At 68.2% G+C, this 25,713-nt stretch carries 30 protein-coding genes; 19 read left to right on the forward strand and 11 right to left on the reverse strand.

Annotated elements, in window-relative coordinates:
• Positions 1 to 73: 73 nt before the first annotated feature.
• A complete protein-coding gene (locus ACZ53K_RS08995; protein ID WP_468833153.1) occupies positions 74 to 955 on the reverse strand; it encodes a patatin-like phospholipase family protein in 882 nt (293 codons plus the stop codon).
• A 306-nt stretch (positions 956 to 1,261) separates the two neighbouring features.
• Here ACZ53K_RS08995 and ACZ53K_RS09000 point away from each other — a divergent pair, with 306 nt between their 5' ends.
• On the forward strand, positions 1,262 to 1,873 hold the full coding sequence (locus ACZ53K_RS09000) for a TetR/AcrR family transcriptional regulator (protein ID WP_468833156.1): 612 nt from the start codon (positions 1,262 to 1,264) through the stop codon (positions 1,871 to 1,873).
• A gap of 400 nt (positions 1,874 to 2,273) precedes the next feature.
• On the opposite strand, the gene ACZ53K_RS09005 is transcribed toward ACZ53K_RS09000, so the two are convergent.
• From ACZ53K_RS09005 to ACZ53K_RS09015, 3 genes are all read right to left on the reverse strand, one after another.
• A complete protein-coding gene (locus ACZ53K_RS09005) occupies positions 2,274 to 3,728 on the reverse strand; it encodes a hypothetical protein (protein WP_468833158.1) in 1,455 nt (484 codons plus the stop codon).
• Between the two features lie 152 nt (positions 3,729 to 3,880).
• Positions 3,881 to 4,207, reverse strand: coding sequence for a helix-turn-helix domain-containing protein (locus ACZ53K_RS09010; protein ID WP_468833161.1), 327 nt, complete (start codon positions 4,205 to 4,207; stop codon positions 3,881 to 3,883).
• Complete coding sequence (locus ACZ53K_RS09015; protein ID WP_468833163.1) at positions 4,204 to 5,283, reverse strand: tyrosine-type recombinase/integrase; 1,080 nt, start codon at positions 5,281 to 5,283, stop codon at positions 4,204 to 4,206. Before ACZ53K_RS09015 ends, ACZ53K_RS09010 begins: the two co-directional genes overlap by 4 nt.
• Before the next feature lie 451 nt (positions 5,284 to 5,734).
• Here ACZ53K_RS09015 and ACZ53K_RS09020 point away from each other — a divergent pair, with 451 nt between their 5' ends.
• The 3 genes from ACZ53K_RS09020 to ACZ53K_RS09030 are packed head-to-tail and all read left to right on the forward strand — an operon-like array spanning position 5,735 to position 8,365.
• Entirely contained in the window at positions 5,735 to 6,397 is a 663-nt protein-coding gene (locus tag ACZ53K_RS09020) for a ParB/RepB/Spo0J family partition protein (RefSeq protein WP_468833166.1), read from the forward strand.
• On the forward strand, positions 6,394 to 7,836 hold the full coding sequence (locus tag ACZ53K_RS09025; protein ID WP_468833169.1) for a ParB N-terminal domain-containing protein: 1,443 nt from the start codon (positions 6,394 to 6,396) through the stop codon (positions 7,834 to 7,836). The genes ACZ53K_RS09020 and ACZ53K_RS09025 overlap by 4 nt, the downstream gene beginning before the upstream one ends.
• Before the next feature lie 4 nt (positions 7,837 to 7,840).
• The gene (locus tag ACZ53K_RS09030; protein WP_468833171.1) at positions 7,841 to 8,365 is read left to right on the forward strand and encodes a hypothetical protein; all 525 of its coding nucleotides are present in this window, start codon (positions 7,841 to 7,843) and stop codon (positions 8,363 to 8,365) included.
• Positions 8,366 to 8,455: 90 nt separating this feature from the next.
• Here ACZ53K_RS09030 and ACZ53K_RS09035 read toward each other — a convergent pair whose 3' ends face one another.
• A complete protein-coding gene (locus ACZ53K_RS09035) occupies positions 8,456 to 8,803 on the reverse strand; it encodes a hypothetical protein (protein WP_468833175.1) in 348 nt (115 codons plus the stop codon).
• 538 nt (positions 8,804 to 9,341) lie between these two features.
• Complete coding sequence (locus ACZ53K_RS09040; RefSeq protein WP_468833176.1) at positions 9,342 to 10,046, reverse strand: ScbR family autoregulator-binding transcription factor; 705 nt, start codon at positions 10,044 to 10,046, stop codon at positions 9,342 to 9,344.
• Positions 10,047 to 10,263: 217 nt separating this feature from the next.
• On the opposite strand from ACZ53K_RS09040, the gene ACZ53K_RS09045 reads away from it, so the two are divergent.
• Both ACZ53K_RS09045 and ACZ53K_RS09050 read left to right on the forward strand, forming a co-directional pair.
• Positions 10,264 to 10,812 carry a hypothetical protein gene (locus ACZ53K_RS09045; protein WP_468833179.1) on the forward strand — a complete coding sequence of 183 codons (549 nt, stop codon included), beginning with the start codon at positions 10,264 to 10,266 and terminating at the stop codon, positions 10,810 to 10,812.
• A complete protein-coding gene (locus tag ACZ53K_RS09050; RefSeq protein WP_468833180.1) occupies positions 10,799 to 12,337 on the forward strand; it encodes a terminase large subunit domain-containing protein in 1,539 nt (512 codons plus the stop codon). Before ACZ53K_RS09045 ends, ACZ53K_RS09050 begins: the two co-directional genes overlap by 14 nt.
• 28 nt (positions 12,338 to 12,365) lie before the next feature.
• Here the strand turns inward: ACZ53K_RS09050 and ACZ53K_RS09055 are convergent, their stop codons facing one another.
• Positions 12,366 to 12,722, reverse strand: a complete 357-nt coding sequence (locus tag ACZ53K_RS09055) for a hypothetical protein (RefSeq protein WP_398477365.1) — start codon at positions 12,720 to 12,722, stop codon at positions 12,366 to 12,368.
• 330 nt (positions 12,723 to 13,052) lie between these two features.
• Positions 13,053 to 13,565 carry a hypothetical protein gene (locus ACZ53K_RS09060; protein WP_468833184.1) on the reverse strand — a complete coding sequence of 171 codons (513 nt, stop codon included), beginning with the start codon at positions 13,563 to 13,565 and terminating at the stop codon, positions 13,053 to 13,055.
• A 270-nt stretch (positions 13,566 to 13,835) separates the two neighbouring features.
• Here ACZ53K_RS09060 and ACZ53K_RS09065 point away from each other — a divergent pair, with 270 nt between their 5' ends.
• From ACZ53K_RS09065 to ACZ53K_RS09075, 3 genes are all read left to right on the forward strand, one after another.
• The gene (locus ACZ53K_RS09065) at positions 13,836 to 15,608 is read left to right on the forward strand and encodes a hypothetical protein (RefSeq protein ID WP_468833186.1); all 1,773 of its coding nucleotides are present in this window, start codon (positions 13,836 to 13,838) and stop codon (positions 15,606 to 15,608) included.
• A 77-nt stretch (positions 15,609 to 15,685) separates the two neighbouring features.
• The gene (locus tag ACZ53K_RS09070; protein WP_468833188.1) at positions 15,686 to 16,213 is read left to right on the forward strand and encodes a YcxB family protein; all 528 of its coding nucleotides are present in this window, start codon (positions 15,686 to 15,688) and stop codon (positions 16,211 to 16,213) included.
• 12 nt (positions 16,214 to 16,225) lie between these two features.
• A complete protein-coding gene (locus ACZ53K_RS09075) occupies positions 16,226 to 16,558 on the forward strand; it encodes a hypothetical protein (protein ID WP_468833191.1) in 333 nt (110 codons plus the stop codon).
• Here the strand turns inward: ACZ53K_RS09075 and ACZ53K_RS09080 are convergent.
• Positions 16,545 to 17,111: a hypothetical protein gene (locus tag ACZ53K_RS09080; protein WP_468833193.1), complete on the reverse strand. Its 567-nt coding sequence runs from the start codon at positions 17,109 to 17,111 to the stop codon at positions 16,545 to 16,547. The genes ACZ53K_RS09075 and ACZ53K_RS09080 overlap by 14 nt on opposite strands.
• A 136-nt stretch (positions 17,112 to 17,247) precedes the next feature.
• On the opposite strand from ACZ53K_RS09080, the gene ACZ53K_RS09085 reads away from it, so the two are divergent.
• The 6 genes from ACZ53K_RS09085 (at position 17,248) to ACZ53K_RS09110 (ending at position 20,644) form a co-directional block, all read left to right on the forward strand.
• On the forward strand, positions 17,248 to 17,916 hold the full coding sequence (locus ACZ53K_RS09085) for a hypothetical protein (protein WP_468833195.1): 669 nt from the start codon (positions 17,248 to 17,250) through the stop codon (positions 17,914 to 17,916).
• Positions 17,917 to 18,018: 102 nt separating this feature from the next.
• A complete protein-coding gene (locus ACZ53K_RS09090; protein ID WP_468833198.1) occupies positions 18,019 to 18,447 on the forward strand; it encodes a head decoration protein in 429 nt (142 codons plus the stop codon).
• Positions 18,444 to 19,493 carry a major capsid protein gene (locus ACZ53K_RS09095; RefSeq protein WP_468833200.1) on the forward strand — a complete coding sequence of 350 codons (1,050 nt, stop codon included), beginning with the start codon at positions 18,444 to 18,446 and terminating at the stop codon, positions 19,491 to 19,493. Before ACZ53K_RS09090 ends, ACZ53K_RS09095 begins: the two co-directional genes overlap by 4 nt.
• Positions 19,490 to 19,690: a hypothetical protein gene (locus tag ACZ53K_RS09100; RefSeq protein ID WP_468833203.1), complete on the forward strand. Its 201-nt coding sequence runs from the start codon at positions 19,490 to 19,492 to the stop codon at positions 19,688 to 19,690. Before ACZ53K_RS09095 ends, ACZ53K_RS09100 begins: the two co-directional genes overlap by 4 nt.
• A gap of 62 nt (positions 19,691 to 19,752) precedes the next feature.
• Positions 19,753 to 20,073 (forward strand): hypothetical protein, encoded by a 321-nt coding sequence (locus ACZ53K_RS09105; RefSeq protein WP_468833205.1) that lies wholly within the window; start codon positions 19,753 to 19,755, stop codon positions 20,071 to 20,073.
• 91 nt (positions 20,074 to 20,164) lie between these two features.
• The gene (locus ACZ53K_RS09110) at positions 20,165 to 20,644 is read left to right on the forward strand and encodes an XF1762 family protein (RefSeq protein WP_468833207.1); all 480 of its coding nucleotides are present in this window, start codon (positions 20,165 to 20,167) and stop codon (positions 20,642 to 20,644) included.
• A gap of 73 nt (positions 20,645 to 20,717) precedes the next feature.
• On the opposite strand, the gene ACZ53K_RS09115 is transcribed toward ACZ53K_RS09110, so the two are convergent.
• On the reverse strand, positions 20,718 to 21,092 hold the full coding sequence (locus ACZ53K_RS09115; protein ID WP_468833209.1) for a hypothetical protein: 375 nt from the start codon (positions 21,090 to 21,092) through the stop codon (positions 20,718 to 20,720).
• A gap of 183 nt (positions 21,093 to 21,275) precedes the next feature.
• On the opposite strand from ACZ53K_RS09115, the gene ACZ53K_RS09120 reads away from it, so the two are divergent.
• Positions 21,276 to 22,667: an erythromycin esterase family protein gene (locus ACZ53K_RS09120; protein ID WP_468833212.1), complete on the forward strand. Its 1,392-nt coding sequence runs from the start codon at positions 21,276 to 21,278 to the stop codon at positions 22,665 to 22,667.
• Positions 22,668 to 22,890: 223 nt separating this feature from the next.
• On the opposite strand, the gene ACZ53K_RS09125 is transcribed toward ACZ53K_RS09120, so the two are convergent.
• Positions 22,891 to 23,787: an SCO4651 family lipoprotein gene (locus tag ACZ53K_RS09125; RefSeq protein WP_468833214.1), complete on the reverse strand. Its 897-nt coding sequence runs from the start codon at positions 23,785 to 23,787 to the stop codon at positions 22,891 to 22,893.
• A 303-nt stretch (positions 23,788 to 24,090) separates the two neighbouring features.
• Here ACZ53K_RS09125 and ACZ53K_RS09130 point away from each other — a divergent pair, with 303 nt between their 5' ends.
• Genes ACZ53K_RS09130 through ACZ53K_RS09140 form a run of 3 tightly spaced genes read left to right on the forward strand, consistent with a single transcriptional unit; the run spans position 24,091 to position 25,702 of the window.
• On the forward strand, positions 24,091 to 24,336 hold the full coding sequence (locus ACZ53K_RS09130; protein ID WP_468833216.1) for a hypothetical protein: 246 nt from the start codon (positions 24,091 to 24,093) through the stop codon (positions 24,334 to 24,336).
• Positions 24,305 to 24,829, forward strand: coding sequence for a DUF6879 family protein (locus ACZ53K_RS09135; RefSeq protein ID WP_468833219.1), 525 nt, complete (start codon positions 24,305 to 24,307; stop codon positions 24,827 to 24,829). The genes ACZ53K_RS09130 and ACZ53K_RS09135 overlap by 32 nt, the downstream gene beginning before the upstream one ends.
• 21 nt (positions 24,830 to 24,850) lie before the next feature.
• Entirely contained in the window at positions 24,851 to 25,702 is an 852-nt protein-coding gene (locus ACZ53K_RS09140; RefSeq protein WP_468833221.1) for a helix-turn-helix domain-containing protein, read from the forward strand.
• Positions 25,703 to 25,713: the final 11 nt, after the last annotated feature.

Raw genomic sequence — 25,713 nt, forward strand, 5'->3', positions numbered from 1 at the left:
GACGGGCGCATCAGCACGCTCCGGAGTCACCTGGCTGCCCATTGTGTGAGGGCTCGGTGGCGAGTGCCGTACGTCAGGAGCCCCAGAACGTCTGGATCTGCGGCCCTGCGTGTGCTGCCTGCCGCAGGCCGATTTCGGTGGCCTGGGTGACCAATTGGGGGCCCACCGTCTTCGGCGGCGCCATGCCGTCGCCGAAGACGGGCTCGACGGCCATGACATCGCGGCTCTCGCGCAATTGGTCCAGTTCGCTGCTGACGATGTCAGCCACGGCGGAGAAGCGAGGCCCGTTTCCGTTCTCCTGGTCGCTGAGGGCGAAGCACGATATCGCGAGGACGATGTCGGTGGCTGGTGCTGCTGCCGCGTTGAGGTGGCTGAGGATGCCGCCGTCCATGTAGCGGCGCCCGGCGATCGTGACCGGCGGGAAGACGGCCGGTATGGAGCAGCTGGCGGCCACCGCGCTCTGGAGCGGGACGCCGGAGTCGGCCCCCCAGACGACCAGTTCGCCGCTGTCGGTGTCGATCGCGGTGCACTGGAATGCGGCGGGCCAGTCGGTGTCGGCGAGGACGCTGAAGAGATCGAGGTAGGCGTCCTCCTTCAGGGTGCCGGCCGTCTGCGCGGTGCGGCCGATCGCGGTGAGCACCCTGCGCGGGTCGCAGTCGCGCCCGGCTTGCTCCATCGCGGTCAGCAGTGCCCCGGAACTGGCGGCCAGAGCGTCGGGGCCGATGTGGTGCTCCGTCGCCGACAGGAGGGCGGGGACGTCGGCGAGGTCGCCGCAGCCGGCGAGGTGGGCTCCGACAACGGAGCCCGCGGATGTTCCGAGGATGACGTCGGCCTCCTCCAGGCCGACGCCGGCCTCACGCAGGCCGGACAGCAGACCGGTCTGCCAGCCGACACCGACGGGCCCGCCGCCTCCGAGGACCAGCGCGCGCGTGGTGGCATTGCTCTGAGTGGGCACAGGAGCCGCCCTTCATAGGTAGTTGGTTCTTCGACAAAGAGGCCCGTCGGGCTCGCGGCGGGTGTGGCGGACCTGGCGCCGACGGCTGTCGGCGGCTGCGCAGTCGCCGGAGACAGGAGACCTCCGGGTCCGCGGCACGGGGCTGACTGCGATCGGCTCGGTCAGCACACTGGATGCACTCACTGCACTCTCGGTTTCCACGGTAACCTACATAGTGCAGCGAGTGCAACGAGATGCCTTGAGTGCGGCACTCCCTGCGCAGGCTCATGGATGACTGAACGCTGTACGGAAAGCGAGGGCAGGGCAGTGGGCGAGCAGCAAGATCAGAAGCCGGGCCAACGTGAGTGGCGGAAACGGGCGACGAGAGCGCGCCTGCGGGATGCCGCCAGCACACTGGCGCGGTCGCAGCAGCCCGCCCAGATCAGCGTCGATGCGATCTGCGCCGAGGCGGGTGTATCCCGGCGCACCTTCTTCAACCACTTCGCGACGAAGGACGAGGTCTTCCTGGCCTGGGACGAAGCGGACGACGCGCGCATCGTCGAAATGATCGCGGCCAGGCCGCCATCCGAGAGCGCCGTATGCGCCGCGCTCCGGGCCCTGGCACCAGCCGTCTTCGACGTGGCCGAGAGCGGCTTCGCCGACATCGTTCACGACATCACCGGCCGCAACCCGATCCTGCACACGCAGGCGACCCAGATGTACACCAGGTTCGTCCACGCAGTCGCCCTGGGCATCGCGCAGCGCCGTCACCTGCCCGAGGACTCCTACACCGTGCAACTGGGCGCGGTCACCGTGACCGCTGCACTCAGACTGATGACACACGCCGACGCCGACGAGACGGAGCGTGAACGGCACCTGGAGGAAGCCTGCCGCACCCTGGACCTGGGCTTCCTCGCCGCAGAACAAAACAGGCGTTGACCATCAACCTGCCCTTGCTCAACAGCAGCGAGGTGGCACCGGTGTTCGCACGCAAGCGCATCCCCTCAAGTGAGCTGCCGGGCCACCGACCTGCGCGGGGCGTTCCGTCCCGCTCCCGGAAGAGGCGCTGCCTCGGACGCGCGACCACCAGGCCCCCTTCGAACCGAAGGCTACCGGCGGGGTACTTGTCACTCGGCCGACTGCTCGTTAACGGCACCCCCTGTAATGACCCAACCCCTCAACGTTCATTCCTGGAGCAATACCGGAGGGCCTGCCCTCACCGGTTCAAGATCATCCTGTGGCGGCTTTTGAGCTCACCTTGGCTGGACCCCCTGAGGCCCGTGAGTTCGCGAAAACTGAGGGGTTCTCAGGGGGAACCCGAGGGTTGAGGGGCCTGCTGTCAGGGGTTGGACCCGCAGGTTCGTGGTGAAGTCGCGGGGTCGGATTCCAGGTCTTGCTCCAGGAGAGCGCGGGCGGAGTTCGCGTACCGGATCGCGGTCTTCTCGTCCAGACCGAAGACCTCGGCGAGGTGGAGGGCGTCAGGGCCGTGGGAGAGGGCTTCTTCGAGCTGTCGGTCGACCCGGAGCTGTTCCAGGGTGGCGGCCTGGCCGCGAAGCGGTGCGGTCAAGGAGACGGCGCTGACCGGGCCGGTGCCCAAGGCGGTGAACTTGTTGATCAGCAGGTGCAGGTTGGCGGTGTCGGGCCAGCGGCGGCGCCGGTGGTCCAGCCACTCGCGGGCGACGTGCAGCGTCAGCTCGTCGAGGGGCCGGACTCGGCCGTCGATCACGAGCTTGCGGTTGCCGATATCGAGGTCGTCGAGTTGGAGGCGCCGGATCGCACCGGATCGTGCGGCGTGCACGGCGGCGAGTACGAGGGCCAGGCGGTCCGCCGGCTTGGTGACTGCCGTGACCGAGTTGTTGACGTACTCGGGCTCCAGGGGTTGAAGGATGCCGTATTCGTGCTGTCCGACGCGGATTCGGCTGGTCGGATTCTTGAAGATGGTGCCGTTCTTCTTCGCCCGGCCGAACAGCGACCGCAGCACGATGAGGGTGTGCCGTCGCTGGCTGCCGTGGAGGGCATCGAGCTGGGTGACGATGTCGCCGCGGGCCAGCTCGCGCAGGTGGTCGTGCTGGGCTGACCATTCCAGCAGGACGGGGCGGATCCGGTTCAGGTAGTTCCAGACCGTGGACTCGTCGCGGGGCTGGGACCTGGGGCCGCCATCGTGCAGGAGGCGGGCCCAGTGCTCCACGTCGCGGCGGATTCCGGGGGCGATGCCTTCGAGCTTGCGGTCCAGCCACTGTTCGAACGACGGCGTCCGGTCGTCTTGGAAGACGCCGATGTCGGTGAGCACTTCCACTGTGCGCTGAACGCTGAGCCCGCGGGATCGCAGGGCCGGGAAAATCTCGGAGTGCCGCACGACTTCGCCGCTGAGATGGCCGGACAGCACGATGACCAGGGCTCGGCCGACGTCGAGGCGGACACCGCGAGGCCAGCCGTGCGCTTCGCCGAGACGATGTGCGGTGTGCCGGGCCCAGGCGAGCCACGGGTTGTCGAGCCGGGCGTGTTCCTGGCGATCGAACCGGGTGAAATCTCGGCGGGCCTCGAACAGCGGCGGCTGGAGCCAGCCGGAGACCGGCCGCTGGGCGGGGGCCGGGTCGGGGTGGCTCGGGCGCCCCCGGCGACGTCCCTGCTTACCTCTGGGAGGGCCGGGCTGACGTGGACGGTGGAGGTTGGTGAAGAACAGCTGATGGTGCCGAACCTTCTCCAGGTAAGGCTCCAGTACGGTGACTTGACCCCTGGCGTCCTGGCTCGCCTGATGCCAGCACAGACGGCAGTACCCCTTCTTCAACCGCACTGTCCGCTGGCAGCCGCCGCACTCGGCGGGCTCCTCTCTGCGGCGGAAGCTCTCACATGCGCCGCAGGCGCGGCCGGGCAGCACGCCCCAGCCGAAGCAGGTCGGGCAACTTGCTGGCGGTTTGCACTTGCCTGCCGGCAGAACGTAGGCCATCACATCGGCGGCAGAGACCGGCCGTCACGGCGACGCGGAACCACCGCCGAGGCCGGGCCAGCCGCAACGGCGGCCTGCTGGCCGGTCTCCTCGCCGGGGCGGCGGACTTTCTCCGGCTCGGGGATCAGCAGATCGCTGATCTCGCAGCCGAGGGCGACACAGATGACGTCCAGGTCCTCCAGCTTGAGTGAGACGGGCTGGCCGGACCACAGACCGGACATCTTCCCGGCCGAGATCACCAGGCCGTGCTCGGCCAGGCTCCGTTGGAGCTCAGAGGCTTTCCAGACGCCCTTGTTCGCGGCGGTCAGCCGTAGGTTCCACCTCATCGGACCAGTCCTTCCAGTCGCTTCGCGGCCCGTTCCGTCCCGGCGACCCAGGCATCTTCAACCCGGGTCTGTTGGACGTGGATGTATCGCATGGTCGTGGCGATCCAGGAGTGCCCCAAAACCTCCTGGATCGCGAGCAAGTCGAGTCCGTTTCCGTAGAGTTGGGACGCACAGAAGTGCCGCAGGACGTGCGGGGTCAGCGTCTCGCCCCAGCCCGGAAGATGCAGCTTGGCTGCTTCCTTGAGCCCGCTTCGCAGGGCGTCGTCGCCCACCCGGCGTGAGGTCCCGTCGGTGTTCCTTCGCTCGGAGGGGAACAGCGGGGCACCGGGGCGGGTGTGGTCGTCATCGAACTGGCCCCAGACATCCTCGATGAACCACCGCAGCGTGTGGTCGGCGCCATTGATCAGCGGCACCATGCGCTCGCGCGGGCCCGATCCGCGGGCACCCTTGCCATGGCGGACGTGGAGCTTGCCGAAGCGGCCCAGGTCCCACTTGATGTCGGCGAGGTCGAGCTTGCATGCCTCGCTCACCCGCAGTCCGACCTGGGACATCAGCTTCGATGCGGTGTAGTTCCTGGCGGTAGGGGCGAACTTGCGGCAGGTCGCCAGTTCGCCGCCCCAGCCGGTGAACAGTGTCCCGACCTCCGGCTCGCTCGGCGGGATCCGCAGCTGGGCGTCCTTGGACCCACGAGGCCGGTTCATCTCGTCGATCGGGCACTCGACGACCCGGCCGGTCATCCGGTGGAGTTCGACCTTGTGCCGCAGCTCCAGGAACATGAAGTACGTCGTCAGCGCCTGCGACCGGGCCAGGCGGGTGCCGCTGGGAGAGTTCCGGAGCACCTTCCCGAAGTACGCGTCAGCGTCAGCGGCCTCCATGTCCCACAGCGGCCGGCCGAACCAGGACCTGATCTGGTCCAAGTGCCCGACGTCCCCGCGGATCGTGCCGTCTGCCAGCCCTGCCGAGGCGCGTGCGAGGACGAACCCGGACAGGGCGTCGGTCTCGAACCGCTCCAGCTCCTCCGTCGACGCGGGTGTCCAGTGCTCGCGCAGGTCCCGCACGATTGCCAGCGCCGCCAACCCGAGCCTCCTCGCCTTCGGCCCGACTGCGGATCGGTCGGACGAGGTGAGAACGCTTCAAGAATCCCGAAGTTACGTCACAAGGCCGTAGAACACCTGAAGGAGGAAGAACCCCCTGGCCACGGGGCCGAGGACTCAGCGGGGCTCAGGGGAACTCGCGGGATGTCGGACACTACGAACCAGGGCGAGGGCCAGCGGGCGGCAGGAAGACCGTGCGACCCACTCACCGGGCCCACCCACTGTGGGCGCCGCCACCATCTCACCGACGGCAGGCGCTGTCACCTGTCGGCATACCGCTTCCGGCCGCCGGAAGTCCGTCGGGGAAGAGGCTCCGCCCGATGAAGAAAGGGGCGCCGCGGGAGCAGGGCCGACTTCACGAGGCAGTATTCGAGGTCGGCGGTCTCTGACTCTGGTCGCCTAAGCTCGGATGCGGGCGTGGGGCTGGAGTTTCGTGTCCGCCTCTCACATCCCGGCCTCGCTCGCGGACCTGGCCGTACCCGTTGATCAGCTTGCCGCCTATCACCGCAACCCGCGTACCGGTGATCTCGATGCGATCGCCGAGTCGCTGTCCACGAACGGCCAGTACCGGCCGATCGTCGTCAACAAGGGCTCGTTGACCGGTCGGCTGAACGAGGTTCTGGCGGGCAACCACACGCTGAAGGCGGCCAAGCGGCTCGGCTGGGACGAGATCGCGGTCACCTGGCTCGACGTGGACGATGATGCGGCGGCGAAGATCGTCATCGTTGATAACCGCACCAACGACCTGGCGGGGTACGACACGGCGCTGCTCGCCGACATCCTCACCGATCTGCCCGACCTTCAGGGCACCGGGTACGACCAGGCGCAGCTGGATCAGCTCCTGGATGACACGGCCCTGCCGGCGCCGATCGAGTTGCCCAGTGACGGGGCCGGGACGGGGGCCGCGGCCACGGTGGACTACTTGCAGTGGGGCTATCTTCAGTGGTCTTCGACGCGGGTGCGGATCACGCAGGCCGAGGTCGAACTGCTGGATGCGCTGTACCGGCAGTTCGTCGACGCGCACGACTCGGACATGGGCTTCGGGTGGCACGTTCTCAACGAGGAGCACCAGGCCCGCGAGGGGGACGTGGCGTGAGCAACCGTCTCGACGTGCGTTTCGACCCGGCGTATCCGCTGGAGAAGCTGCGCCCGGCCGACTACAACCCGCGGCACCTGTCCGAGGAGTCCTTCGTGCGTCTGCAGGATTCGCTGCGTCGCCACGGTGCGGTGAAGCCAGTGATCTTGAATGCGGACGGGACGCTGGTCGCCGGCCACCAGAGGACCAAGGGCCTCAAGGCGATCGGGCAGACGACGACACCGGCGATGATCCTGCCGCAGAAGGTCAGGCTCCAGGACGAGATCAAGTTCAACCTCCTTCACAACCGCGTCGAGACCGAGTCGTCGGTGGTCTACGCCGAGCCGGGGCCGATCGGCGAGTGGTGCTGGATTCCGTGGCAGACCATCGAGGTGGAGGAGTCGAAAAACCTGCCGTTCCAGCAGGCCATCGCGTTCATGACGGCGGCGCACGGGCCGTGGGGGTCGGTCGTCATCGACGACCAGGGCCGCGTCGTGCTGAACGCGGAGTACGCGGCGGTCGCCAAGACGCAACGCTTCGATGTGCTGGCATGGACGGTGGCCTCCTTCGACGCCGGGCAGCTCGTCGAAGACCTCACTGGCGAGTACGGCGTGTACGACTGGTCCGGCCTGGAGGAGCAGGCGCCGGTGTGGAACCAGCACATCGTCCAGCCCAACCGGCTTCGCGAGCACTCCTCGAAGGCGAAGAAGGACCAGGTGCGCTACAAGTCGGAGGTGTGGGAGCGGCTGGTGCTGCCGTGGCTGACGACCTCGCACCGGGTGGTGGACTTCGGTGCCGGCCACGGTGACTACGCCCGGCACCTGCGTTCGAGCGGGTACCGGGTGCAGGACTACGAGCCGTACCGCACCCTGAAGGGCAAGTACGCGCTGGATATCCGCAGCATCGTCGGGCAGATCCGCGGCCTGGAACGCGACCTGCGCGCGAACGGCCTGTTCGAGGTCGTGGTGCTGGACTCGGTGATCAACGCGACGACGTCCCTGGAGTACCAGCACTGGGTGCTGCTGGCGGTCAACGCGCTGTGCGCGGCTGACGGGCAGGTGTGCATCGGCACACGCAACTTGGACCGGGAGCTGGCGTACGAGCATTCGGAGCACTCCATCAGCCGTGACTCGACCCGGCTGAGCTTCCTTGATGCGCACAACGTGGACATGCGCTTCACACGAGGGAAGTGGCAGCGCATCCGATATCACACACCCGAGTCGCTGCGCGGGCTGCTGTCGCGCTACTTCGAGGAGGTGGAGCTGAGCGACACGACCCGGGCCACGCTCAAGGCGGTATGCCGCAAGCCGCGCCCCTTCCCGATCGAGGACCACAAAGAAGCCCTCGATAATGAATTCAACATGCCCTACCCCAACGACTTCCGACACAATAAACATGAGGGAATTGTGGAAATTCTGATAGAATTGATCAAGAATAGGAATGCCATTTTGGAGGGGTAGGAGAATGAAATCATGGGCGAACCCGGAATGGGTTCGCGTAGAGATAGAGAGCCGCGCCAGCTACCGCATCATGTGGCTGGCCGGCGTGCGCCAACTCGACCTGTCGCAACACTGCTTGAAGACGTTCGCAGAGTGCGACCGGCACAACGTCACCCCGAAGCGGCGCACCCAGACCTTGCACCTGCCGGCAGAAAATCCCCCTGTCGCCTGGTACCTGTGTGCGCTGCCCATTCCATGGGACTGGACCCGCAACGCTCACTTGGCTTTTGAGTATTCACCGGGCGTGACATGGGAAGGGGACGCCCTCGTCGGCGGCCTGCGCGTACGGCTCGCCAATGCGGTACCGATCAAGGGGTGGGGAGAGCACAGCATTCCGCAGGACGCGCCCCGCCGGTCGTCGTACCGGTACCGCACCTGCCGAAACTGGCAGTTCGCCTGGTGGCTCCGCACACACCGCGAAGTGCCCGAAGCCCCGCCCTCTCCGAAGGGCGAAGCGACCGACGACCCACAGCAGTTGACACTGGGGTGAGGCGCACCGTCGTCTCCGGGATGCACCTCGGAGACGACGCCGCCAGCAGATGCGCGCGAGTGGCGAGACGCAGAGCCTCAGGTCAAACCATCACGCGCCTTTGATGACACTTGAGGCGAGGTCGTCCACAGACCGCCTCAGCTCTCGTTGCGACAGAGAGTCCTTGGGCCCGAATCGTTCGACGTACAGCTTCGCCCCGTCACCAAGGTCGACAGTCAACTGCGCCTTCCAAGTCTCGCCGTAGAGAACTTGACGGGCAGCGGCACGGCCCTCGATCATCAGCGGCTCCGCCTTCTCCGGTATCGCGTTTGTTCCGTCCACCGTCTGCTGCAACGCCGCTGCGGTGGGGTAGAAGGCGACCACGAAACCAGCTGGATCCGCAGCTCCTTCCTCCGTCATCATCAGGTAGCAGGAGGCGGCTCCCTTGTCCTCAGACATAGGAGTTGCCTCCACGACACTGAGCTGCTGTTGCATGTCGCTGCTGACGAGTTTGCAGACGTTCCTCTGGTCAATGCCGGAAACCGCAGAAACGGTTCGACCAGAGGGCGCAGGGCTAGTAGCTCCAGACATGCGTGCGACGGCATAGCCAACGCCACCGCCGACGGTCAAAGAGACCACAGCAGTGAGGGCCAGCATCGTCGCCGAGCGACGGCGTTTCGTGGGGGCCGGGGGTGCTACTTGAGGGGAACATTCGGCCGGGCCGTGCTCGTGAGTTGATGTGTCCTTGCTGACCATGGCGTGAGCATCACACCGGGGCCGCACCAGGTACTGCGACGATGCGTGATCGTTATGCCTCATTTTCGCAGCAGTCGCGCGATTGGCATCGCCATGGGCCGACGGCTGTCATGGTGGTCGCCGGGCGCGTGAACACTCGCGAGGCGGGCGCCGGAGCTGCCTCATCCCGTTGGCTCGCCCCTCACTGCCCGGGTCTAGGCCGCTACGAGCACGCCGCAGGTTGACCTTAGCGGGTGAGTGCTCAGGCGGCCCGGTCCCATTGGCGGCTGAAGGTCAGCCGCGGCCTGACAGCCGGGTCAGCGACTGCCGGCAACAGGTACTTCCACAGGTTGGTGACGCGGCGGTACAGGTCAGTGCGACGTGTGGAGATGTGGGACAGGAGTTGGGTGCCGGAGTAGGAGGCGACCAGCGTCCAGGCCAGCTCTCGTACGTCCACGTCTGGTAGCACTTCGCCCTTGGCTTGGGCAGCTATCAGTTGCACGGCGAATTCATCGATCCAGTAGTTGTACGGGGAGTCGTCCTGGAGGCCGAAGTCTCCTTGCTCGATCGCTAGGCGTACTCCGGCGCGGAGCTTCGGGTTGGTCTGGAGTTCGCCGGCTAGGTAGAGCGTCTGGTCGATCAGCCTCTGCAAGCCGTCTTCGCCGGGCGGAGCTTCCAGGCCGTCGCCCTGGCCGAGCATGACCGCGTGGGCAAGGGCTTCCTTGGACTCGAAGTGGAAATACAGGGCGCCTGGTGTGACCCCGGCGCGCTTGATGATCTTGCTGACGCTCGCTTCGCTGAATCCATACTCGTCGATTAGCTCGGCAGCCGCTTGAAGGATCGCCTCCCGCGTCTTGACCGCCCGTTCCTGCACCGCACTACACCATTTCCCTAGGCAACCGTACGGATAGTACGAAAAAACCGAGCGTTCTGTCGCATTGGGATCCAGAGCGGCAAAGTTGATCATTACGGGCGGGACGACGGGTGCGTCCTACGATCACCTCCCCCAGTCCAGTGATCGGGCTTTGATCAAGGAGGTCGGCAGGAACGATTCTTCTCCCCTGTGCTCAGGCGCCGGTTCGCAGTCCTGCTGTCGCGTCTGAAAGCCCGGAGTTCGCAGGTCAGCGACTGGTGGCTTCGGTCAGAGATCATGGTGTGACGGCGCGGGGCCCAGGGAGTTGTTCATGGGCCGCCCCAATCGCGCCACGCGGGCCGCCATCACCCAGCGCCGCGCCGACGCCATCGATCTGAAGCTGGCCGGGGTGGACTGGCTGACGATCGGCCGGAAGCTGGCCGCGGACCCGGCGATCAACTCCGACCGCGTCGCCTACCCGCAGGGGTACGGCATCGACAAGTTCAAGCGCGGGCTGGAGCCGCCGAGCGACAAGCGGCTGATCGAGCTGGCCTGCAAGGACGTCACCAAAGCCTTGCGGGAGCGCAGCACGGTGCTGGACTCGTCCACCGACGAGCTGCGTCAGGTGATGGCCGAGCGGCTGGAGCGGCTGTTCTTTCCTGTCTACCGGTCGGCGATCCGTAGCGGTGATCTGCAGGCGGTGGACCGGGCGGTGCGGATCATCGAGCGCAGCAGTCGCCTGCTGGGGCTGGACCGTCCGACCCGTACCGAGCTGTCGGGACCGGACGGGACCGCGGTGCAGGTGGAGTCGGCGGGGCTGGAGGAGCTGGAGCGCCTGATCGGCCTGGCCGGCGGTTCGGGCGAGGATGGGGAGGGCTGACGAGGCGGCGGTCCTCCAGGTGTACCGGTCGCTGCCCGCGCAGCGCCGCCGCGAGATCGCCGCCGCCTCCACTCCGCAGCTCAAAGCCCAGCTCGTACGGGTCGAGCGGGAGATGGCGCTGGATCGATCTCCCGGCGCGATGGCCGCGGTGCTCACCGAGGGCCGGGAGATGCAGGCCCCGCACCTGGCGCAGATCGACGCTGCCTTCGAGCGGGTGGCGGCCGGGCGGCCGACGAAGCTGCTGCTGACCATGCCGCCGCGGCACGGCAAGTCGAGGCGGGCCGCCCGGTGGGCGCCGTTGTGGTACCTGCGGCGGCGCCCGGAGCGCCGGGTGATGATCGCCTCGTACTCCTCCGACCTTGCTGATGATCACGGTCGGTGGATCAGGGACGCGATCGTCTCGTACGGGCCGCAGATCGGCATCGGGCTGCGGCCGGGCTCCTCGGCGGCGAATCGTTTCGACATCGCCGGTACGGAGGGCGGCTTCGCCGCTGCCGGTGTCGGTGGCGGTCTGACGGGTAAGGGCGCGCACCTGGCGGTCCTGGACGACCCGATCAAGGATGCCGCCGAGGCGGCCTCGCCGACGATGCGCCGCCGCCTGTGGGAATGGTGGCAGGCGGTTCTGCTGACCCGTATCGAGCCGGGCGGGTCCGTCATCCTCATCCAGACCCGCTGGCACGAGGATGACCTTGCGGGGCGGATCCTGGCCGATGAGGCGGACCGCTGGACCGTCATCAACCTGCCCGCCCTCGCGCTGGCCGAGGACGATGCGCTCGGTCGGCCGGTGGGGGCCGCGCTGTGGCCCGAGCGGTACGACGAGGCGGCGCTCGCCGAGATCCGCCGCTCCGTGGGCGAGCGGGTGTGGTGGTCGCTGTATATGCAGCAGCCCCGCCCGCAGGAAGGCGGGGTGTGGCAGTGGCCGTGGATCACTGATCACCGCATCAGTGCGGCCCGCTTCCGCGGTATCGACCTGGCGCGCATCGTCGTCGCCGTTGATCCGGCCGGCGGGGAGTCGGCGGTCGGGGACGAGACCGGCATTGTGGCCGTGGCCCGCGACCGGTCCGGGCACCTGTACGTCCTCGACGACCGCTCGGGCAACCGCGGGGCCGACGCATGGGGCCGGGAGGCGTGCCTGCTGGCGATCGAACTGCGCGCGGACGCCATCACGGTGGAGTCCAACTACGGCGGCGACATGTCCCGCCAGATCTTGCGCCAGGCGTGGCAGGAGTTGCAGCGCGAGCAGCGCACCGAGGGCCTGCCCATGCCAGCGGTGCTGTCGGTGACGGCCAAGCACGGCAAACGGCTCAGGGCCGAGCCGATCGCCCAGCTCTACGAGCAAGGCCGCGTCCACCACGTCGGGGCCTGGCCGCAGCTGGAACAGCAGATGGTGACCTGGGTCGCGGGAATGGACAGTCCGGACCGGATGGATGCCGCAGTACACGGGCTCACGCAGCTCGCGGGGGCGGACCCCGGCACCGCAGGCGGTACTTCGTACCGGGACGGGAGGCTGTCCGGTCGCCGTTGATACCGGCGTGGCGCGCCGAGTGGCCGGGCTACGGGCTGGCTTCGACGGCGTCGGAGTGGGTGGGAACTCGGTGCGCTCCTGAGAGGAAGTAGGCCGCAGCTACCGGGTTCTCGGCGAAGGGCGGCTCCAGTCGTGCAGCTCTGATCAGCAGTCCGATGGGGGATTCCCGCTGGTACAGCAGGACGTCTTCGGCCTCTCGCGAGGGCATAGGCGTTGGCAGGTGGGCTATGCCGTCGCCGGTGAGCCACTTGCTGATCTCGGTGGCCCGGCCGAGGCTCAGGCGATTCCAGTCGCTGTTGTACTGCTCACGCAGCCAGCCCATAGAGACGGCCGCCACCCCGTTGCCGTTGTCCAGTTCGCGCCAGATGGCTTCCCGGTCCCGCATAGTCCCCTCACCCTGATGTAACGGATGACGGGATTGTCGCATCAGCGGGTCCAGGGCTGGACGGAACCCGGCTCGTCCTCGGGCCGTCGGGCGGGACCGAAAACGGGTTTCCGGGGGTCGGTTCACCGGGGTTCGGTTAACCGGAGCCCGGTGGTCTGGGGGTTCTAGTAAGTACCTATAGCCAATAACTACAGAAGAACCCCCTATCCCCGTAGTAGCGCGCGGCAGGGGCACAGGCGCCATGAGGAGCCGCTTGATCGTCAGTGTGGCCCGCGCAGCCGTGGCTGACTGCACGGGCGGGGGCTGCACCGCTACTGCGACAGTCCGTGTTTACTGCGCTGTTGCTGGGTTGTCGGCGCGTCCGCACTCGTGGTCCTGGTCTGAGGCCGACGCGATGAACAACGTGGGTTCTCCTGCGTCGGGGACCTCGAAGCCGAGCAGCACGCCCGAGGAGATGACCCGGATCGTGCACTGGTCGTCGAAGGTCAGCGGTGCGTAGTTTTCCCACTGGCAGCCAGTTGCTTCCAGCGCGGAAAGGACCTGGCTGTAGGTGGGATTTCCGGGCAGGGTCTGCGCAGGGGCCTGGTCCAGGGCGGGCAGTTCCACGGTCGGTGCGCCTGTCTGGAGGCAGACGAGGCGGATTTCCTGGCAGGTGGAGTGGCAGGTGCCGATCTCCAGTCCGCCGTACGCGTACAGATACGGAAGGCCATCCTCGCCAACCGAGGATCCCGTATCCCACGCCGGCCCCATGGCTTCGACCACTTCGCCCAACTGGGTACCGCAGCGCACCGGCCCGATACGCTCGGTCTGGGCGAAATTCGCCACAATATCCACAATGCTCACTTGTATGAGTGTGGCAGGTTCCACCAGGCTCATCCTCCGCGCCCCAGCGCACAGCGGCACTGCATCCGGACCGCCGCGGCGGGCGGCAGCCGTGAGCGGCCGCCTGGGCCCGGATACCGGGCTGCGACAGACCTGGATACTTCCGTTCACTGAAAGGGCGGTACAGGCCGCTCTGGGCCCCTTCTTGATCACTTCTGCCTCAGCCCGGTGCCTTCCGTCGGGTCACCTACGCTGATCAATGGCGCGGGGCTGACGCTGTGGATGTTGCTGGTGGGTCTGCCCCGTTTCCTCATCGATGCCTGGTCGTGGCTGAACTACAAGCCGGTCATGGCCGCCTCGCACGACGGCCGACCGCACCGGGCGCTGGCGCCGCAGATCCAGTCGACGTGGCTCCCGGACGAAGCGGTGCGGCGTCTGGCCGCGTATAAGGTCCTGGCCGCCTACGACTCCAACCAGGCCGGGGAGCTCGCTGTCGTCGCCGGCAATGAGGAAGCCTCGGAGCGGCGGGAGTTCGGTGACCCGGCGGCGCTGGTGGACACGACGCTGGCCCACCTGCTGGGGAAGACGCAGCAGATCGTGGTGCCCGGTGCCGAGCACGCCAAGGATGAGCAGGCCACCCCGCAGGCGGTGGCCGCCGCGCAGGCGCAGGAGCGGCTGCGCAAGTGGGCCGAGACCGAGCTGCTGGCCCTGCGGATGCAGGCGTGCGAACGCAAGGCCGTGCTGCTGGGTGACGGGGTGTATCTGCTGGCGTGGGATCCGGCCAAGGGCCGGGTGCGGCTGAAGACCTACGATCCGGGCCTGTACTTTCCGGTGCTCGAAGACGACGCCGACCCCGGTGATTACCCCTCCCGTGTCCATCTGGCCTGGGAGATTCCTGAGGATCCGCGCCGCGGCATCAAGGCGAAGGTGCGGCGCATCACCTACGAACTCGGCCCCATCAAACCAGCCCACACCGGACCCGCCGCGGCCGGCCAGCCGGCACCGGAAACGGCCAGCACAGGGAGCCCGGTGCTGGCCGCAGACGAGGTCTACGACGAGGCCACTGGCGTGATCCATCGTGCCTATCCGTGGGCGCCGGACCGGCCGTCCGCGCAGACCTGCTACCTCACCGACGCCGAATGGGGCCTCGACTCCCTGCGGCACGGGCAGCAGCTCGATGACCTGCCGTTGGACAAGGCCGTCTTTCGTACCCGCTGCGACGGCGCGGTCCTTGACCGGCTGGATCTGCGGATCGATTTCCTGCCGCTGGTGCACATCACCAATACCGTCGCCGACGGGGAGCACTTCGGGCAGTCCGCCCTGGCCAAGGTGATGCAGGTCCTCGATGAGCTGGCGGAGACCGATACCGACTCCGCCCGCGCCTCGGCGACCACCGGTGCGCCGATCATCGGCCTGGCCGGATCGCACGCCGAGGTGAACCGGCTCACCGGCCGCCCGAAGCCACTGGCCGTGGCGCCGGGGACCGTCTTCCAGCTCGCCGACGGCGGGCGCATGGACGTGCTGGACACCTCCAACCAGCTCGCCGAGCTCCGGGCCCGTGTCGAAGAGGTCCGCGACCGGGCCGCCGTCAACGCCCGCATCCCCGCTGTCAGCTTGGGCACCGTCGATCCGTCCGACGTCCCCAGCGGATACGCCCTCCAGCTGTCCCTCGGTCCGCTGGACTCCCTCGTCGACGCGATGCGCCTGGCACGGGCCCACAAGTACAGCTTGCTGCTGAAGATGGTCCAGCGCATTCACCAGGCCGGTCACGCCCACGACTGGTCGCAAGGCGAGTGTCTTCCTGCGCGGCTGGTGTTCGGCCCGCACACGCCTACCGACCGCACCGCGATCCTGGACGAGGTGGTCAAGGGTGTGGGAGCCAGCGTGCTGTCGCTGGAGACCGGCATCCGGATGCTTCAGGACGCGGGCTACCCCATTGAAGACGCGCGGGAAGAAGTCGAGCGCATCTCGGCCCGCCGCTCGGTTGAGTCCGTACCCCGCCCGAGGCGAGCAAGCGCAGAACCTCCGAAGGAGGCTTCCGCGGAACAGCAGGACGCTGCCTGACCCGGCGCCCTGCGAAGCGCCCGCCTGAGACCGGCCGGTACACTTTCGTCCGGATTATTCGTTATGCAGGGGGGCGCGTGAGCGCGGAACAGCAGGCCGGGACGCAGGTCGAGATGTCGTACCGGGCAACGATCGAGGACTTCCGCGAGGCGCTGAGAGCCCGGATGCGGGCCGCACCGGCCGGGCGCCGGATGCGCTGGCTGATGCTCGTGATCGCTGTGCTGCTGCTCGCCTTCGCGGTTACATCCTGGTTGACGAAGGGGACGGTCGATGTGCCGCTTCTGGTCACGCCGACGGCCGTGCTGCTGGTGCTGCTGTTCGTGCCGCGAATGCAGGCCCGTCAATTCTACCGACTGACGGACGCTGCGGGCGCGTGCCACACGGTGGTCGACGACAGCGGCATCACCATCACCAACCAGCAGCAGACCAGCTCCCTCACCTGGCAGGCCATGGCTCGGTATACCGAGACGCCACGCGTATTCGTTCTGTTCAGCGGCGACAAGAACGCCTCGTGCCTGACGCTCTTGCCCAAGCGCGGGGTACCCGGTCCCGGTGACGTTGACCGGTTGCGCGCCCTGTTCGACCAGCACCTGAACCGCGCCTGAAGCGAAGCGAAAATGGGTATCGAACTGGAACTCCACTCCGGGCGGCCCGCCCGCGGCAAAACGTCCGAAGCCACCCTGCTGCAGGGCTCCTACGCACACGGCGAAGCCCTGGCAGAGGCCCTGGACCCTTTCGACAGGTCCGGCCCGGGCAAGCTGGCCTGGGTGGATCCCTACGGTGACACACTGTTCAACGAGCAAGAAGCACAAGCCGCGCTGGCGGAGACCGCCGCCTTGATCGAACGGTGCGCCGATGCGTCGCAGAAGGCGGCTCTGCAGGACTTGATGAGGCTCCTCGAAACCTGTGCGGCGACACCAGGCAGCTACTTGTGGTTCATGGGCGACTAGAAACCGCGTAGTGCTTCTCCGCCTTCACCGGGACGATCTCGAAGGTGAAGTCCTTCCCAGTGGAGCTGTCGATGTAGGTCTCGGACTCCGCACCCGTTTGGTCGGTCGCATCGTCGGTGAGGTCCGGATCCCATTCCTTCTTTGAGATCTCGTAGCGACCCAGCCCCCTAGAGTCCGGTTGAACAGCCCGGATCGTGACGCTGCTGCTTTCCGGCTTGACTTCCTTGCCTGCCCGCTGCACGCGGAAGGTAACGGTGTAATCCTGGGTATCGTCGGAGTCGTTGAACGCGGTGAGCGCAACGTGCGGAGTGTAGGTGCGGTCGCCGTAGTTCGGAATGTTCGATGTCGAGTGATCCACCGATGTGTAGGTAATCTCGACGCGGCTCGGGCCATCCAGGCGAGCAGTGGTGCTTTCGGAAAACGTGAGCGAGTGGTCCCACTCGTCCCCCGAAGTAAGCAGCGCCCAGCCCCCGGTGGCAGCGCCTACTAGTGCCACCATTCCCACTGCGGCTATCAGCCGCTGCTTGCGGCGCTTGGGACGTTCTGAAGCCACTTGCCCCCCTGTACTCGGCCCCGACGATATCGGCCTGCTTATTCACGTCCTTCAGAGTGGGTGCGGATAAGGGCGTGCTCTTGGCTTCCGTAGACTCGCTGACGGCGCGGGGCCGTCGTGGGAGTAGCACTCTTTGATGACCCGCAGCCTGCCCGCTTCGTGCACCGTGCTCGGCTACCGCAAGGACGGCCGGCCCATCTACCCGGTCATGGGCGCCTCCTCCGACGACGCGTCGAACGACGAAGCCGCCGTCAGCATCAGCCAAAAGCAGCTCAACACCCTCCTGGCGCGCGAGAAGGACCAGGGCGGACGAGCCGCCGTACGGGCACTGGCCGACAAGCTCGGCTTCGCCAACGCCACCGAACTGGCGGACTACGTCAGCGGACAGCGACAGGCCGAGCAGGAGCAGCTTTCCGAATCACAGCGCCGCGAGCAGGAACTCGTCGCGCGGGAGAAGGCGGCGATCGCCCGCGAGGCCGCGGCCCTGGTCCGCGAGCGCGACGCGGCCCGGCGGGCGGTACTGGCTGGTGTCGGGGCGACAGGCCAGGACCTGGAGGATGCGGCGGTGCTGCTGCGCGTGGACGACGACGCGGACGACGCTACCGTCCAGCAGGCCGTACATGACCTGAAGACGCGCCGACCGGAGCTGTTCACCGTGTCACCCACCGGCACCGCGCTTCCTCCTGCCGCACCGGGCGGCGCCCCGGCATCGGTACCGCCGCCGCGCCCCGGCAACGCGGCCAGCAAGCCCGGAGCCGCCGGGGCCGAGATGGCACGACGCCGCGGCCTGCTGCCGCCCGCCTGATTCCGTGAACCGCGGGGACCACGCCCCGCCTTCCTTTCCCGTGGACGACGCCACCCGCCGGTGAGTGTGTGACCGCTTCCAGCACCACCAGGAGCAGCGGCGTTGATTCAGCCGTACACCACCTCCGTGACGGTGACCGGTGACCGGGACTGGCTCGCTTCCCGGCACGGCACCGACGCCACCGAGACCATCACCCTCGACCTGTCCCACCTGACCCGCGGTACCCACTACGTAGAGCCCGCGGCCGGCCAGCCACACGGCTTCGTACGCTCCGGCGTCCCGGTGGGCCAGATCACCGACTCCGGCCTGTACGGCGCCTACGACCCGACGGCCGACGACGGCCGCGCAGTGTTCGCCGGCCTGGTCTACGCCGAGGCGCCGTTCACCCCCGGCACCAGCAAGGTCCCGGCCGCCCTGTTCTGGCACGGCACCGTCCACACCGACAAGATCCCCGGCGGCCTCGACCCGGCGAAGATCACCGCGTCGCCGCACGGTGCGCAGATCCGCTTCCTCGGGGCGGTGGACGCGTGAGCATCGTCGACCTGCTCAAGAACGTCAGCGTCGCCGACCTGACCGTCTACGCCCGCGCGATCCCCTCTCCGGACGATTTCCTGCTCACCAGCAGCGTCTTCCCGGAGACGCAGGTGCACGACGTGAAGTGGCGGGTACGACAGTCCAAGCGGCGCGTCAACGCCGCGTCCTACCGCGCGTACGACGCGAGCGTGCCGTTCGCCAAGCGCCAGGCCCAGACCACGCAGACCGAAGGCACCCTCCCGGCCCTGGGACAGAAGCTCCTGGTCGGCGAGATGGAACAGCTCCTGCTCGACGCCTCCCGCGGCGCGGACGAAGACCGGCTCGTGGACCTGCTCTACGACGACGTCGAGCGGCACGTCGAAGCGATCCGCTCCCGCCTGGAGCTGGCCGCCGCCGACGTCCTGCTCGATGGCCGCTTCACCCTGACCGGCGAGAACGGCCTGACGGTGGAGGCCGACTACGGGGTGCCACAGGCCAACATGCCCACCGCGCCCAAGCCGTGGTCGTCGCCGGACGCGGACCCGATCGCCGACGAGCTGCGGTGGATCGACTACCTCGACTCGATCGGCGCCCCGGCCCCGGAGATGGTGCTCACCTCCCGCAAGGCGTACGCGCACCTGGCCTCCAACGGCGCCTACCGGGCGGCCTACTACGGCACCCCGGCCGGCGGTCAGACCCCGACCGCGACGCTGAACCCGCAGCAAGTCAACTCGGTACGCGGCACATACGGCCTGCCGCCGGTGACCTTCTACAAGGCCCAGGTGTGGCAGAACGACGTCTCCAAGCGGGTGCTGCCGGAAGACCGGTGGATCATGCTGCCGCCGGAGCGCGCGAAGTGGGGCCAGACCCAGTACGGCACCACCACCGAGTCCCTGGCCCTCTCGCGCGGCACCAACCCGCAGATCGAGCGGGAGGACGCGCCGGGCATCGTCATCACCCGCGACGTGCAGGACGACCCGGTGCAGATCTGGACCAAGGGCGCCGCCATGGCCATGCCGGTCCTTTACTCGCCGGACTGCCACATCACCGCGACCGTCCTGTGACCGCCCCCGCCCCGAACGCGTTGGCCGCCACAGTGCACGTCCTGGACCCGGTAACCCGCGAACCCCTGGTGCTGACCGCCGGTACCGAGGTCACCGACCCGGGGCTCGCCGAGCAAATCACCCACCCAGCGTGCTGGAACCGCCCGCCGGACGCCCCGGCCAAACCGGGCCGCAAGGCCAAGGCCGCACAGGACTGACCGCCTCGGCGGGGAGCAGCCGCCGCTGCTCCCCGCCCCCACTTCTCTCAGGAACGCCTTTCGTGCCCGCTGCTGTCCTGCGCTGGCTTCTTGCCCAGCTCGGCCCCAACACCGACACCACCGACCTCACCGCCCGCTACGAGCGTCTGCGCTCCGCTCGCGCCGTCGTCCTCGAAGTGCTGCACGAGCGCCGCGCCGCGCTGCTGGCCGAACCGTTGAAGGTCACCGTCAACGGCGTCGCCACTATCGACACCTCCGCCAACGTCGCCGCCCTCGAACGCACCATCACCCAGCTCACCGACACCCCCGCCCCTGACGACCCCGCGGCCACCGACCACGACGTACTGAGCACCATCCAGTTGTGCCCGCGCCGCCGCCGGTGACCGGCCACGCTCCCGGCCAGCCCACGCCCAGCCGCCCGCTGCACGCCTGGTCGGCCCGAGCGCGCCGAGCAACGCACAACGGGGCCAGTCGATGAGCCAGGAACAGGCCAGCCCAAGGCTGCATCTGGCGCCAGTCCGCTTCCGGGACGCCAGCGGGTTCGTGCGGATGTGGCACCGCCACCATCAACCACCCCAGGGCCACGTCTTCTCAGTCGGCGCCGCTGACGAGGCGGGCGTCCTGCGGGCCGTCGCGATCGTCGGCAGACCCGTTGCTCGTTACCTCGACAACGGCACCACCCTCGAAGTGACCCGCTTGGCCAGCGACGGCACGCGCAACGCCGGCTCGATGCTGTACGCCGCCGTGTGGAGGGCCGCATCCGCGCTGGGATATAGCCGACTGATCACCTATACCCAAGAAGGCGAGTCCGGCACGAGCCTGCGGGGCGCCGGGTGGCGCGTCATTGCCCGCCGCCCAGCCCGCCCCGGCTGGCACTGCCCATCCCGCCCACGCGTCGACCAGGGCACAGGAGGCATTCCCCGCATGCTGTGGGAGGCGTCGTGCTCTACCTGAGCCCTGTTTCGGTCCCACGGTGGCGGCGTTACAAGGGGCGCCAGCACCAAGTCGCGCAACCGCTCTTGTCGGCTCACGGCGTCCACAGCGGGGAAATCCGGGGCGGCGCCGAGGAGCCGGCCAGCAGCGACGTCACGCCCCTGGGAACACCGAGCCTCCCCAAAACCCAGTCGAGTACAGCAGCTTCGTCATCACACATTTTGGCGATCAGGTTCGTCTGTTCAGGCAGGAGGATCCTCCGAGGGATCACGATCGTCTCGCGGACCCGGTCGAGGGGCAGGCCCCGTCGAAAGCCCTGCGCGGCTGGGCGGGGTGCGTCCTCGTCCGGCGGGAGCGGCAGGCGTCGGCGGGCACCGTTCGAGATGATGATTCCGGCGACGTGGACGTACTCGTCCAGGAGCGGCCCGAACAGCTCCGCGAGTGCATCGGTCTTGGCGGCGAGTGACACCTCGGCGGAGGGGTTACCGGTCGCCAATGCCCCCTGAACTAGGTAAGGCGCCCCACTTGGCCCACGTTCACGGCCAGGACCAGGGACCAGTCCCCAGCCCCTCGACGGGTGTAGCTAGCCCCCGGGCCGATCGGGGGGCTCAGTGGATGGTTCGGGGTGCCCCGCGCGGCGAGAGTTGGGCCCATGAACTCGCACAAGGCCCTGCTCGCCGCCCTGCTCGTCCCGCTCGGTGCCATCCTGGCCGTCACCCCGGCCGCCTCCGCGGCCACCCCGCCCGCCGCATCGGCCGACGCCACGGCGCCCGCTGGCCCGGAGGAGGCCGCGGCCGGCGCGTTCCACTCCCCCGAGGCGGCCCTCGGCCGGGTGGCCCACCCGCTGCGCACCACCGAGCCCCGCGGCGGCCTGGCCGACCTGCGTCCGTTCGGCCGGATGGTCGGCGACGCCCGGATGGTGGGCCTGGGCGAGGCCACCCACAGCTCGCACGAGTTCTTCACCGTCAAGCACCGGGTCCTGCGGTACCTGGTCGAGGAGAAGGACTTCCGGGCCTTCGCCCTCGAAGCCCCGTGGAGCACCGGACTGCGGCTGGACGCTTACCTCCTGCGCGGCGAGGGCGACCTGAAACAGATCATGGACGAGGAGTTCCAGGGCACCTACCGGTGGTGGAACAACGCCGAGTACCGCGATCTGCTCCAGTGGATGCGCGCGTACAACGTCAAGCATCCGAAGGACCCGGTCCGTTTCGTCGGCGACGACGGCGGGTTCGCCGGTGCCGAGCTTTACGACAAGGTGAGCGCCTACGCGGCCGCGGCCCGCCCCGAACTCGCCCCGCGGCTCACCGAGCTGTACCGGGGCCTGCGGCCCGCCACCGACGCCGAGACGTACGTCAACGACTACCTGTCAAAGCCGATGGCCGAACGGAAGAAGCTCGCCGAGCGGACCGGCCGGGCGGTGGACCTGCTCAAGCAGCGGACCGGCGCCGACGCCGACGCGCACGCCTGGGCCGTTCAGCACGCCACCGCGATCCACCAGATGACCACGCTGTTCGTCTTCGACCTGGACAGCCCACAGGGCATCACCGACGCCATGCTCCACCGCGACCGGATCATGGCGGAGAACGTCGCCTGGTGGCAGCAGCGGACCGGCGACAAGATCGTGCTCGCCGCCCACAACAGCCACGTCGCCCTCCGGACCTACGTCCCCGGCAGCTATCCGAAGGTCCAGGGCGAATTCCTCCGTGAGCAGCTGGGCGGCGGCTACCTGAGTGTCGGCCTCACCTTCGACCGGGGCTCGTTCAACGCCTCCGGCCAGGACGGCGGCGTCCACCGCTTCACCGTCGGCCCGGCCGCGCCCGGGACCGTCGAGCACACCCTCGACCAGGTACGGCACCGCGACTTCGTAGTGGACCTGCGCAACACCCCGGCGGCGGCCCGCGCCTGGCTCACCGCGCCGCGCACCGTCAAGAACATCGGCGCCACTTACCCCGGGATCGCGGACGCCCCGCAGATCCGGCTCGCGCAGTCGCACGACGTCGTCATCCACCTCCAGCGGGTGGAGGCGGCCCGTATGCTCAAGTAACACTGGGCCCGCGCGCCGCGGCGGCAGCGCGGTAGGCAAGCCGACCCGACGTCCCGCGTCGCCGAGGCGTCCCCCGCCCCCTCCCCGGCCCTCGCCGTCCCGTCCCTCCGGCGGACCAGCTCGGGAAAACCGTCGAAAGCAACACCCCTGAACTGTCAGTCAGGCCTCGGGCCCGGCTTCGTGCCGGGCCCACCTGCCTGCCGACATGCCGGCGATCCACCGGTCAGGTGCTGCTGCTGTGGTTTCGGTCGGCCGCTTCCTTGAGGATCTTGAGCAGGTCGGTGGTGTCGACGGCCGGGGGTGCCTTGATGGCCGTCGTGGTGCCGTAGTCGGAGTAGGACGCGGAGGTGCTGATGGTGCCCATCGGGGTCTTGACGTCCACGGTCATCCGCACCGGCAGGTCGTCGCTGTTGACCCACACGTCGTAGTCGTAGCCCTTGATGCCGCTCTTCTTGACGTTCGCCAGCAGCTTTTCGCGGTCTGCGGGCTTCAGCGCGTCGACCGTCTTGGCGCCCTTGAGCCCTTCCTCGACCGTCAGCGATCCCTTGTAGTGCTCGGCGCGTACGCCGTCGACCTGACCGGAGCCGAGGTGCTGGACGTTCGGCGAGCCGAGGAACATCGCGAGCTGCTGGGCCGGGTCCTGTTCGGCGTCGTCGAGGCCGGCGGTCACGGCCTTGGTCATCTCCTCGTCGCCGGCTTCCTTGGCGGCGGCCTTCAGGTCGAGCTTGCCCCACTTCTTGCCGTCGAAGTCGCCCATGTCCATGTAGGCGACGCCGTCGACCCAGATCATGCGCTTGGGATTGTCGTCCCCGGACTTTGTCTTGGCCGCGCCGTCGCTCATGGTCATGTCCAGCGCCGTGGGGTTCCAGGCCATGGTGCCGGTCATCTTCGTCTCGCCGCTGTCCGGCATCCCCTTGGGCACGGACATGGTCATCGTGACCTTCGCGGACTTCACTCCCGCGGTCTTCTTGTACGCCGCGGTTAGCGCCTGTGCTGGAGTGCGCTGGGCGTCCGGGTCGCCGTCGGCCTTGTTCCCGTGGCCCTGGCAGCTCGTTATGCCCGCCAGTACGGTCGCCGTTGCCAGCGAGACGCCTATGCGTCGCGCGATGCCCTTGCGCATTACTTCACCCTGTTTGTCTGTCTATGTCATGCACTTTTCGTACAGTGCGCACGTTAATACATGGGCCTGACAACTACCGTTTGATGCGGTTCACGCCCGGTCCGATGCGGCACGACGACGCCTCGGCCACGTCGCTGTTCGGTGCCGCTTCCGCCCTGGCATCGATGTTCACGCGATACGGCGCGCAGCAGGACCGACTTGCGCGCTACGGTGAGCCCGGCCTCGCGCAGGCCCTCTTATCCCAGCGGCGCGCTCATGTCCGCTTCCCGCCGCCCGGGTGCTCCTTCTGACGTAGGAGGCCGAATGGCATTACGGTTCATCGCCAAGGACCCCAACACCGGCTCCGACCAGAGCCCGACTGTGTGGGTCGACGAGAACAACGGCGACTTGGTACTGCAAGGCTGGAGGGCCGATCAGGAGACGACCGACGAGTGCAGGGAAACGGGAGCGATTCCCGAGCACGAGGCCGTGGTACGGATTCCGGCACGGATGACCGCGATCGTCAGGGAGGCGTGCGATGCCGCAGACCAGCGTGCCGGGCTTCACTGAGATGCTGGAGGCCGCCCAGCACTCGGCGGTGCACCTGGAGATGCGCGACGCCTACGGCGTCGACTCCGAAGAAGTCCCGTATCAGGCTTGGCTCAGGGGCACTTGGACCGTCAGTGCCGACCGTGAGACGCGGCGCGCCTGGTTCGACCTGGTGCGCCGTGCGGTGGGTCGGCGGGTGGTGATGCGGCGGGCGCGGATCGTGTCCGAGCCGGTGACCGCCTACATCCGGTTCGAGTATGAAGGAACTGGGTTGAATGTCGAGGCAGGAGAGCAGGTGCGGTGGCTGCCGCGGCGCCGGGCATCGGACCTCGCGTTGCCGGGCAACGACTTCTGGCTGTTCGACGGAGCGGTGGTGAGGTTCAACCACTTCACCGGCGACGGCGGTTCAGCCGGGCCGGAAGTGACCGACAACCCACAGGTCGCCAAGCTGTGCCAGGACGCCTTCGAGGCCGTGTGGCGCAGGGCCGTTCCGCACGACGCGTACGCCATCTAACCCGTCGGCTCACCCCTACTGGTGCCCACCTCACCGTCCTCCAGCGCGCAGCAGGCCCGCGAGGCACTGGCTGCCCGACTGCGCGACCTGCGCCGGGCGGCCGGGCTGAGTAGCCAGGAGCTGGCCCAGCGGTGCGGCTGGTACAAGTCGAAGTCCTCCCGCATCGAAAACGCCCGCACCCTGCCCTCCGACGCCGATATCCGGGCCTGGTGCCGGGCCTGCAACGCTGTTGAGGAGACGGAAGACCTGCTGGCGGCCGCCCGTCACGCCGAGACGCTGTACGTGCAGTGGCGGCGCCTGCACCGCTGCGGGCTGCGGCAGGTCCACGAAGCGTCTCTGCCGCTGTACGAGAGAACCCGCCTGTTTCGGGTGTACTGCTCCACCGTCATTCCCGGCCTCGTCCAGACGCCCGGCTACGCGTCCGATCTGCTCGCGGCCATCACCGCGTTCCAAGGCACACCCGACGACGTTCCCGCGGCGGTCGCCGCGCGAACCGCCCGGTCGCGCGTCCTGCACGACAGCGGCCGGCGGTTCATGCTGCTGGTCGAGGAAGCCGTGCTGCGCTGCGGTGTCGGCAACCCTGCGGCGATGGCCGACCAGCTCGGCTACCTGCTGGAGGTGATGACCCTGCCCAACGTGTGCCTTGGCGTAGTGCCGTTCGGCGACCGGGCCCGGCGGATCTGGCCGCTGGAAACTTTCATGATCTTCGATGACGACCGGGTGCACGTGGAACTGCTTACGGCCAGGGTCACCATCACCGCTCCCAGCGAAGTCGCCACCTATGGACGCGCGTTCATTGGCCTGTCGGAACTGGCGCTCTACGGAGCCGATGCCGAAGCACGGGTCAGGGCGGCTCTCGACACGTCCGGGTGAAGCCATGGAAC

It is taken from the genome of Streptomyces sp. NPDC033221, from assembly GCF_055577005.1.